Source organism: Pseudomonas sp. TUM25319 (assembly GCF_056388475.1).
This window is the reverse complement of record NZ_CM150751.1, coordinates 4,197,785-4,205,240: the sequence shown is the minus strand read 5'-3', so window position 1 is coordinate 4,205,240 and position 7,456 is coordinate 4,197,785. Positions and strand designations below refer to the sequence as shown.

General features: G+C 52.7%; 8 protein-coding genes and 1 pseudogene. 8 read left to right on the top strand and 1 reads right to left on the bottom strand.

Annotation, left to right across the window (positions count from 1 at the left end; genetic code table 11):
* Positions 1–136: 136 nt before the first annotated feature.
* Positions 137–802 (top strand): hypothetical protein, encoded by a 666-nt coding sequence (locus AC05QJ_RS19430; protein ID WP_476747967.1) that lies wholly within the window; start codon positions 137–139, stop codon positions 800–802.
* 124 nt (positions 803–926) lie between these two features.
* Here the strand turns inward: AC05QJ_RS19430 and AC05QJ_RS19425 are convergent, their stop codons facing one another.
* Positions 927–1,232 (bottom strand): DUF3077 domain-containing protein, encoded by a 306-nt coding sequence (locus tag AC05QJ_RS19425; protein ID WP_476742912.1) that lies wholly within the window; start codon positions 1,230–1,232, stop codon positions 927–929.
* A gap of 503 nt (positions 1,233–1,735) precedes the next feature.
* Here AC05QJ_RS19425 and AC05QJ_RS19420 point away from each other — a divergent pair.
* The 7 genes and pseudogenes from AC05QJ_RS19420 (at position 1,736) to AC05QJ_RS19390 (ending at position 7,433) form a co-directional block, all read left to right on the top strand.
* On the top strand, positions 1,736–3,208 hold the full coding sequence (locus AC05QJ_RS19420; RefSeq protein WP_476742911.1) for a DUF637 domain-containing protein: 1,473 nt from the start codon (positions 1,736–1,738) through the stop codon (positions 3,206–3,208).
* Positions 3,186–4,007: a hypothetical protein gene (locus AC05QJ_RS19415; protein WP_476742910.1), complete on the top strand. Its 822-nt coding sequence runs from the start codon at positions 3,186–3,188 to the stop codon at positions 4,005–4,007. The genes AC05QJ_RS19420 and AC05QJ_RS19415 overlap by 23 nt, the downstream gene beginning before the upstream one ends.
* A gap of 265 nt (positions 4,008–4,272) precedes the next feature.
* A complete protein-coding gene (locus AC05QJ_RS19410) occupies positions 4,273–4,482 on the top strand; it encodes a hypothetical protein (RefSeq protein ID WP_476742909.1) in 210 nt (69 codons plus the stop codon).
* Between the two features lie 249 nt (positions 4,483–4,731).
* Positions 4,732–4,917: pseudogene (locus tag AC05QJ_RS19405) on the top strand (HNH/ENDO VII family nuclease).
* Positions 4,918–4,932: 15 nt separating this feature from the next.
* Positions 4,933–5,352, top strand: a complete 420-nt coding sequence (locus tag AC05QJ_RS19400) for an SMI1/KNR4 family protein (RefSeq protein WP_476742908.1) — start codon at positions 4,933–4,935, stop codon at positions 5,350–5,352.
* Positions 5,353–6,000: 648 nt separating this feature from the next.
* Positions 6,001–6,288: a hypothetical protein gene (locus AC05QJ_RS19395; RefSeq protein WP_476742907.1), complete on the top strand. Its 288-nt coding sequence runs from the start codon at positions 6,001–6,003 to the stop codon at positions 6,286–6,288.
* Between the two features lie 590 nt (positions 6,289–6,878).
* A complete protein-coding gene (locus tag AC05QJ_RS19390) occupies positions 6,879–7,433 on the top strand; it encodes a hypothetical protein (protein ID WP_476742906.1) in 555 nt (184 codons plus the stop codon).
* Positions 7,434–7,456: the final 23 nt, after the last annotated feature.

The window sequence follows — 7,456 nt, the reverse complement described above, 5'->3', positions numbered from 1 at the left end:
CAATGCGACAGATACCACCCCGGAAAGAATGGTGAGGGGTAGACTTCATAGGGTACTTGCCACTGCACCAAGCAACCCGCAATGGTTGCAAGAATTGGCTCACTGGATGCGTTACTACCAAGTAGGTGTTTGGCAATTGTACTTTTGGGCACATCAGTACGATCAACGCCCCGGGAACTATATCCGCCAACAAAACTACAGCATCCAAACCGCCACCAATATGATGGGTGCAATGGCGATTTTGGGCTGGAAGGATGCCGTCATCCATCAGGGCTATCTCACCCATGCGGCTCTCAACCGTGGGCATCAATTAGTGATTGAGTACGAAGAGCAACACCGCCGCGCCCAAGCCTTTATGCTGCGTGTGTTTGCCGATTGGGTGGGCGATGTCTCGCATCAATGGCCTGCTTATGCTTACGACGAACCCATCTACGAAGCCTTGTTGGCCAAGTGGCGCACTCCCAGCCCCGACGACCTGATGCCCTGCTTGTTGGCCGCGTGTGACCGCCACACTTGGCAAACCGGCAAAGAGAGCCAGAAAAATTCCTACGACTTCAATCAGGACTGGCACTTGGAGCGCGTGCCGGTGGAAATTCTCTATATCCTGCGCTTGCGCCAGTGGGAAGGCTTAGCCAATCCGCAGAAGATTGATCATCCGCTGCTGGCCGCGCCCTTTGACCAATTGCCGCCCGAGCAACCCGTACCTGAGTTGGACGAGTTGATGCAAGGTGTGCTCAAACGCGCAAGGGAAGACTGGCCACAGTACGATGAAGTGCTGTCTTTTCCTGCATTGAAGGGTTGAACAGGTGAAAAAGGTGCAGGTGCCGCTGGGCGTGATGTTGAAGAGGTTGTGACAGTCCCGAATGCGCAAGCAGGGACGCCAGCCCACCAGGCACTGACGCACCTTTCCCCGCAACCTCAGCGATCTACCTTTCCCGCTGCTGCGCAATCCCCTCCAGCAGCGCCCGCACCAGCGCCCGCGAAATCTCCAGTGACTGACAAGACCGCCACGCCAGGTCGCCCACTGTCCTGTCGGCCAGCTCGCAGATTTTCAGGGTGGTTTCGTGGGTGGATTGGAGGGTCATGGACAGGTGGATCAGGGCGTCTTCGATATCGACGCCGGCGCAGACGGCGAACAACGGCTTTTGGTTGTCCTGGCAATGGCCGAACTGGGTATGGGCGGTGGTGAAGCGGGGGATGAGGCTGGGTGGATCGGGTACCGGCTTTTTCATGGTGACGATCTCTGTGGAAGGAGTGAAACGCCACGAACCGGCTGTCAAACAGGTGGGTGGCGACTGTGCGCGGGTTGACAGACCGGTCCACAGAGAAAAACCGGCGCGCCCGAAGGCGCCCACACGCACAGCTGCCATAGCAACCAGCGATCTGTGAAAGGTCGGCCTGTCAAAGCCGGTCGTTGATTTGGCAACGACCGACGCAGACTAGGCAGCGATCCCCACGAGCGCAACGGCTGATAAGGGCCGGAAGTATGGTTCGGAAATTGCCTACGTAAAAGTCAGAAACAGCCTAAATTTCGTAGCTTTATGCAACGCCTTTTGCGCCCCAGCGCATCGAGGCCGCCGACGACCTGAGCCTGAAAGCCGGGCAGGACCTCCTGAACCAGGGTGGCGTACTGCAAGGCGGCCGCGATGTCGGCCTGCAGGCCGGACGCGACCTGCTACTGGGCTCGACCGAAGCCATCAATGCCGAAGCGGTCGCGGGCCGAACGAGCCAGAGCGTGCAGCAGAACGGCAGTGTGATCACCGCCGGGCGTGATTTCAGCGCAGCGGCGGGACGCGACTTTGCTGCCATCGCCAGCCAGATCGATGCGCTGCGTGATATCGACATCACTGCCACGGGCGACGTGGCCCTGATGTCGGCGGCGGACGAAGAGCATTCGACCTACAGCTCGAAGAAGCTCAAGACCCAGGAAGACCATGTGAGCCAGGTGGCGACCGCGCTCAAGGCCGGCGCCGACCTCGCTATCAGTGCCGGCCAGGACCTGGCGCTGAGCGCCAGCCGGGTCACGGCAGGAGACGAAGCCTACCTGGTCGCGGGCGGAAACCTGGCGTTGTTGGCGGCCGAAGACAGTGATTACTCGCTGTACGACATGAAGAAAAAGGGCAGCTTCGGGAGCAAGAAGACCCAGCGCGACGAGGTGACGCAGATCACCAACGTGGGCAGCGAGATCAGCACGGGTGGCGACCTGACGCTGGTGAGTGGCAGCGACCAGTTGTACCAGGCGGCCAAGCTCAACAGTGGTGGTGACCTGACGCTCGACAGCGGCGGGGATATTACCTTCGAGGCGGTGAAGGACCTGCATCAGGAGAGCCACGAGAAGAGCAAGTCCGACCTTGGCTGGTTCAGCATGAAAGGCAAGGGCAGCACGGATGAAACCGTTCGCCAGAGCGAAATCGTGGCCCAGGGCGAATTGGTCATCAATGCGGTGGGCAACATCCATGCGGATGTCTTGCAGATCAACCAACAGACCGTACATGAGTCTATCGATGCGATGGTCAAAGCCGATCCTAACCTGGCCTGGTTGAAGGAGCTGGAAGCGCAGGGAGGCATCGACTGGCGGCAGGTACAGGAGATTCATACCAGCTTCAAGTATTCGAACTCGGGGTTGGGGCCAGCGGCGCAGATCATCATTGCGATCATCATGGCGGCGGTGGTCGGGCCGGCGGCGATGGGCGCGCTGGGAACTGCTGGAGCAAGCACAGCGGTAGCAGCGGCAGGAAGCGCAGTCGCTGTAGGTGCCGCGACTACGGCTTCGATCAGCGTGGTCAACAATCGCGGCAACCTGGGCGCGGTGCTCAAGGACGTGACCTCCAGTGATGCGCTCAAAGGCTACGCTATCTCGGGTATTACGGCGGGCCTGACCGTTGGCTATTTCGATGCCTGGACGGGCACGACCACCGACCCTATCACCGGCAAGATCACCACCAACCTGAGCACCTGGAAAGGTATTGGCCAGTTCGCGGCCAGGCAGGGTCTGCAAAATGCCACATCGACTGCCCTGGGCAAAATCATGGGGCAGGGCGGTGAGCTGGGCGACGCCTTGCAGAGCACATTGTTCAACACGCTGGCGGCGGCCAGTTTGAACGCGGTCGGCGACTACACCAAGGGACTGTATGCCGACGGCAGCCTGCAGAAAATCGCGATTCCATGCTGTGGTCGGTGGTCTTTTGGCCGAAGTCAGCGGTGGTGATTTCCGTACTGGCGCGCTGGCAGCAGGCGCCAATGAGGCGATGGATGACCAGCTCAATACCTGGGTGGGCGGCGACAAGAACCTGCTAAACATGAGTTCGCAGTTGGTGGGGGTGTTGGCTGCGGCTACGCAGGGTGATGCAGACGCCGAGAGTTTGCAAAAGGGCGCCTGGGTCGCGCAGAACGCGACGCAGTACAACTACCTGAATCACGATCAACTGGCGGAGGCAGCCAAGGAGCTACGTGCGTGTGCCGATGCTGACTGTCGAGAAGAGGTGGTAACTCGCTATAAGGACTTGAGCTTTGCTCAAGACCTCGAAGCTGCCGCAGCGTGTTCGGCCAGTCGAGCAAATTGCGCTGCTTACTCCAGAGAAGTGGCCAATACCATGGCCAATCTGGACGACGTTTACCAGATCCTGGGTGATGGCCCGACCCAAGAGTGGGAGCTTCTTCGTCAAACCAACCTTGAGTTTCAGGAGATGCTCGCGACGTTTACCGCCGGGCACACTTCGGCCTCTATCGCAGGGGCGATGCAGCAAAAATGGGGGCTGTCGGATGAGAACACTAGGATTATTGCCGAGAATCTAGTACTAGTAGCTGCTGGTGGCGTCTCAGTGATTGCTGCGAAAAAAGCACTGGCTTCGGTGCTTGGTTCAAAAGCAACAGCTTCTCCACGCACTCCACTAGGTGGTCCTACTGAAAACTGGAAAACCTTTGTTAATGCTGAAAAACAGATTCAACTGGAAGCAGGTGCTGAGCAACGTGTAGACCAAGTTATCAATGATAACTCTATCTGGTAAGAAAAATTTCACGAGCTCTATGACGCTCACAACCGATGAGGCTCTATCGGCAGGGCAAAAATATTTCGGTCCCGAGTACAGGGAAATCGGCAAGCCCGGCTCTGGGGTGTTTCACAGTGCTGATGGCACCAAGGAGTTCCGTATCGACTCAGGATCTATATCAGGAGCACACGCTCCGGGACTCCCGCATGTACATTTCGGAGTTAAAGACCCTGTGACTGGAAAATATATTTCTAACAATCATGTTCCCTATGCGGACTAGGATATGAATACGTCTATCGTTCGGAAGGGTATTGTTGTCACTGGCGAGTATTCTGGCTGGGAAATTGTTGTTGCGGACGACCGTGATGGCGACACTGGCGGGTATTATCTTTACTTGAAGAAAAGTGATGTTGAAGGGTTTGACTACTGGTTCGAGCATGAGGCAGGGCTTCAGGCTCAGCTAGCTGATTTTGAGGTGGAGTGGATAGTTTAGTAAGTTAATTAGCATGGCTGTTATTTTGCCGTCGGTTCAAAAGCAACTGCAAGCCTTGAAAAAGAGGCCGGCACTTACTTTGGGCAGCAGAGAAAATATTGGTCTCAAGAGCCAATCCAGTACAACGGGAATAAGGTTTATCAGTGGAGTGACTTGATTGACCCAGGTAGGATTGATTCGCAAACTGGATTAACCAATGAGCAGCTTATGGAGAGTGGATTGGCACCATATTGAACAGATGGGAAGAAAATAAACCTCCATCATATGTTGCAGGCTCATGACGGCCCTATTGCGGAAGTGGCTCAGGGTTTTCATTAGAGGAATACAGCGGTTATTCATATAAACTCTGGCTCAGATATTCCATCTGGAATTAGCAGGGCGCAGTTCGAGAAGTGGAAGAAAGGCTATTGGAAAGCTAGGGGATCTAATTTTTAATCGATTTGGTGATATATGATTTTTGATATAAATTGCGTTGTCGTAGAGTTAAAGAAATTACGATTGCCATTACCCAATGCTCAGGTGTTGCCAAGTGATGAACTCTTGGATTCGTGTGAGAAAGAGTTGGGCTTTATCTTTTCGGAGGATTATAGATATTTTTTGAAGGAGGCAAGTGATAGTCTCTTGAACGGAAAGGATTTCCTTAGGGTTACATTTGATAGAGATAGCCCGAGAGAATTAATTACTAATGCGAATGAGGCGTGGAGGCTAGGCGTTCCTCGTGATTGGCTTCCTTTTTGTGAAGATAATGGTAACTACTACTGCCTCACGAAACTTGGAGAGGTAAGATTTTGGTCCCATGATGGTTCTTCTGGTGAGAGCTGGCCAAGCTTGGCGATTTGGATTAAGAAAGTTTGGATTGATGAAGAATAAAAGTAGCCCCGGCACTGTCGGGGCTATTTGTTTCACTCCGCTGTAATCACCAAACAGCCCTGCATCACCCGGATTCGTATCCGCTCAGCGCCATCGTAGCGGCGACTTTGTCCCAGCTATCCAAGGTTCAAGAGCGACTTCCCAAATCGACAACCCTCCCGTGAAGAATGGATGTAAAGTAGGGGAGGATGTCGATAATAAAACCGGTAAGGGCAATGATCCCTCTTGGTCTACTGTTCGGTCCAGGTTCTGGAAAAATGAGGCTGCTGCTCCAAACGCTGCAGATACTTATGGTTCAGATAACCTTGATCGTATGAGGAAAGGGCTCGCGCCTCAGCGATATAACGCAGATAAAGGGGGCGTTGAGTCTATGGAGTTGAGTCATGAACCTATTCCTGCTCGGGATGGTGGTAAAGACTTCGTTCCTCGTTGGCCACAAGACCACGTCGCTGTCGATTCTTACAGAAAACCAGGATATTGAAAAATGACCGAAACACTTTCTTCAATTTTTCAGCGCACACGAGGGGCTCCTGTTGAAATTGCAGAGCGTCTTGTGTACCCGATTTTCCAAAAAAAATCAAAGCAGGGCGGAGCAGTTTTTTAATTCGACGATTGAAAGCACCGGCGCAGCCGATATCAGGATTGCGCTTGAAAGTAGTAAAGGGAGTACTGGAGGTGAATAATCAACATCACTCCGAAATAGTCTTATGGGCGGATACGAGTCCAGAGTCAGTGCCGTTTTCAGTCGTGTCAAAAACAGCTTGCGAATTGAAGATGTGGAATGTTTGGCGGGTGAACGATATTGTGCAGGCGTGGGTCGGCAATGCGGGCATCCTAATAACTGAAGAAGGAAACCTGACAACGTTGGAGTGCAGTGGTGGTACTGAGGCGGTAGATTTTTCTGCCTTGGTTTTCCGGATTGAGTCTGTTGATTGAACTACTTGTGCTGGAGTGGCCAGCAGATCGCTCGAGAAAGTAATGAGCCAGGTAGCTTGAGAACTTGGCTTCATGTGCGTTGCAAGACTCCATTAGTGGGGCGTTAATAAATGTTTTTGGAAAGTTACAGGGAGTAAATGGGCGTCTGCCCTCATTGATCAGGCCGCTCGGGCACTTGCTCAAGGCCAAGGTTTCGAGGGCGTCCAGCCAGCGAATGAGCTCGTCAAGGAATGGGGGGAGCTCATGGCCGGAGAACTCTTAGGCCTTGGGTTTTCCGCTGTCCTAGGTAAGGCTGGCTTGTGGCTTGCAGACGCTCCAAAAGCAACTGGCATTGAGTTCTTGCCCAAAATGACCAGAAACAGCGCCGGACAAATTGAAGCGAATGTTACGCAAAGCAGTGCTATAAATACCCTTGAGGCCAGTGGTTAAAAAAACTGTTTCGCAGGATGGTACGGTGACGGTATTGACAAGTGGTGATAAAACGTACCGATTTTACCCATCCTCTACGTCTACAGGGCAACCCTCAGCTTCGCTGACAATTTCAGGGGTAAAAAAACCAGTTGTGAAAATTAGATTTGTCGGAGAGTGAAGTGGTCGAGCTGAATGTCAGATCTAGTGATTTATCTATGATAGTAGAAAAACTGTCAGGGGTCGTCGACTTTGAGAGCGATTTGCCTTCGAAGGTTTTTTTTGAAAACGAACTGGTGTATTGGTTTTTTGAGCGGCCATTGCTTGCATTTGTAGATATGTTTTCTGAGTTGGTCTCAAAAAGTATCTCTAGCTACGGTTCGAATGTGTTAATTAAGTTTTCTGGTGATAAGTTGCTGGATGATTCTTGCATTGTTTTTGATGGGTGTGATACTGAGGGTAAGGTTTTGATTGTTAGTGATAGGTATGTTGATTTTCTTGGGGGTAAACTTGGATATCCAATAATTTTTTTTAATGAGAATCACGACTGGGTGGCTTTCGAGAGTGCGCATGAGGAGTTTGGGGTTATAGCAGTTCGGAAGGCTGATCTTCCAAAAGAGTTTTCTGAGTATCTGGAGTGTAATTTTATTTCGGCTAAAACTCTTGAAGGATTGGCATTGAGTTCCACTGCTGTGGGCGTTATAGCGAAGGCTTTCCAAAAAGCATACAGCGGCTAGTCGGTGCTTATGAGTTAACGATT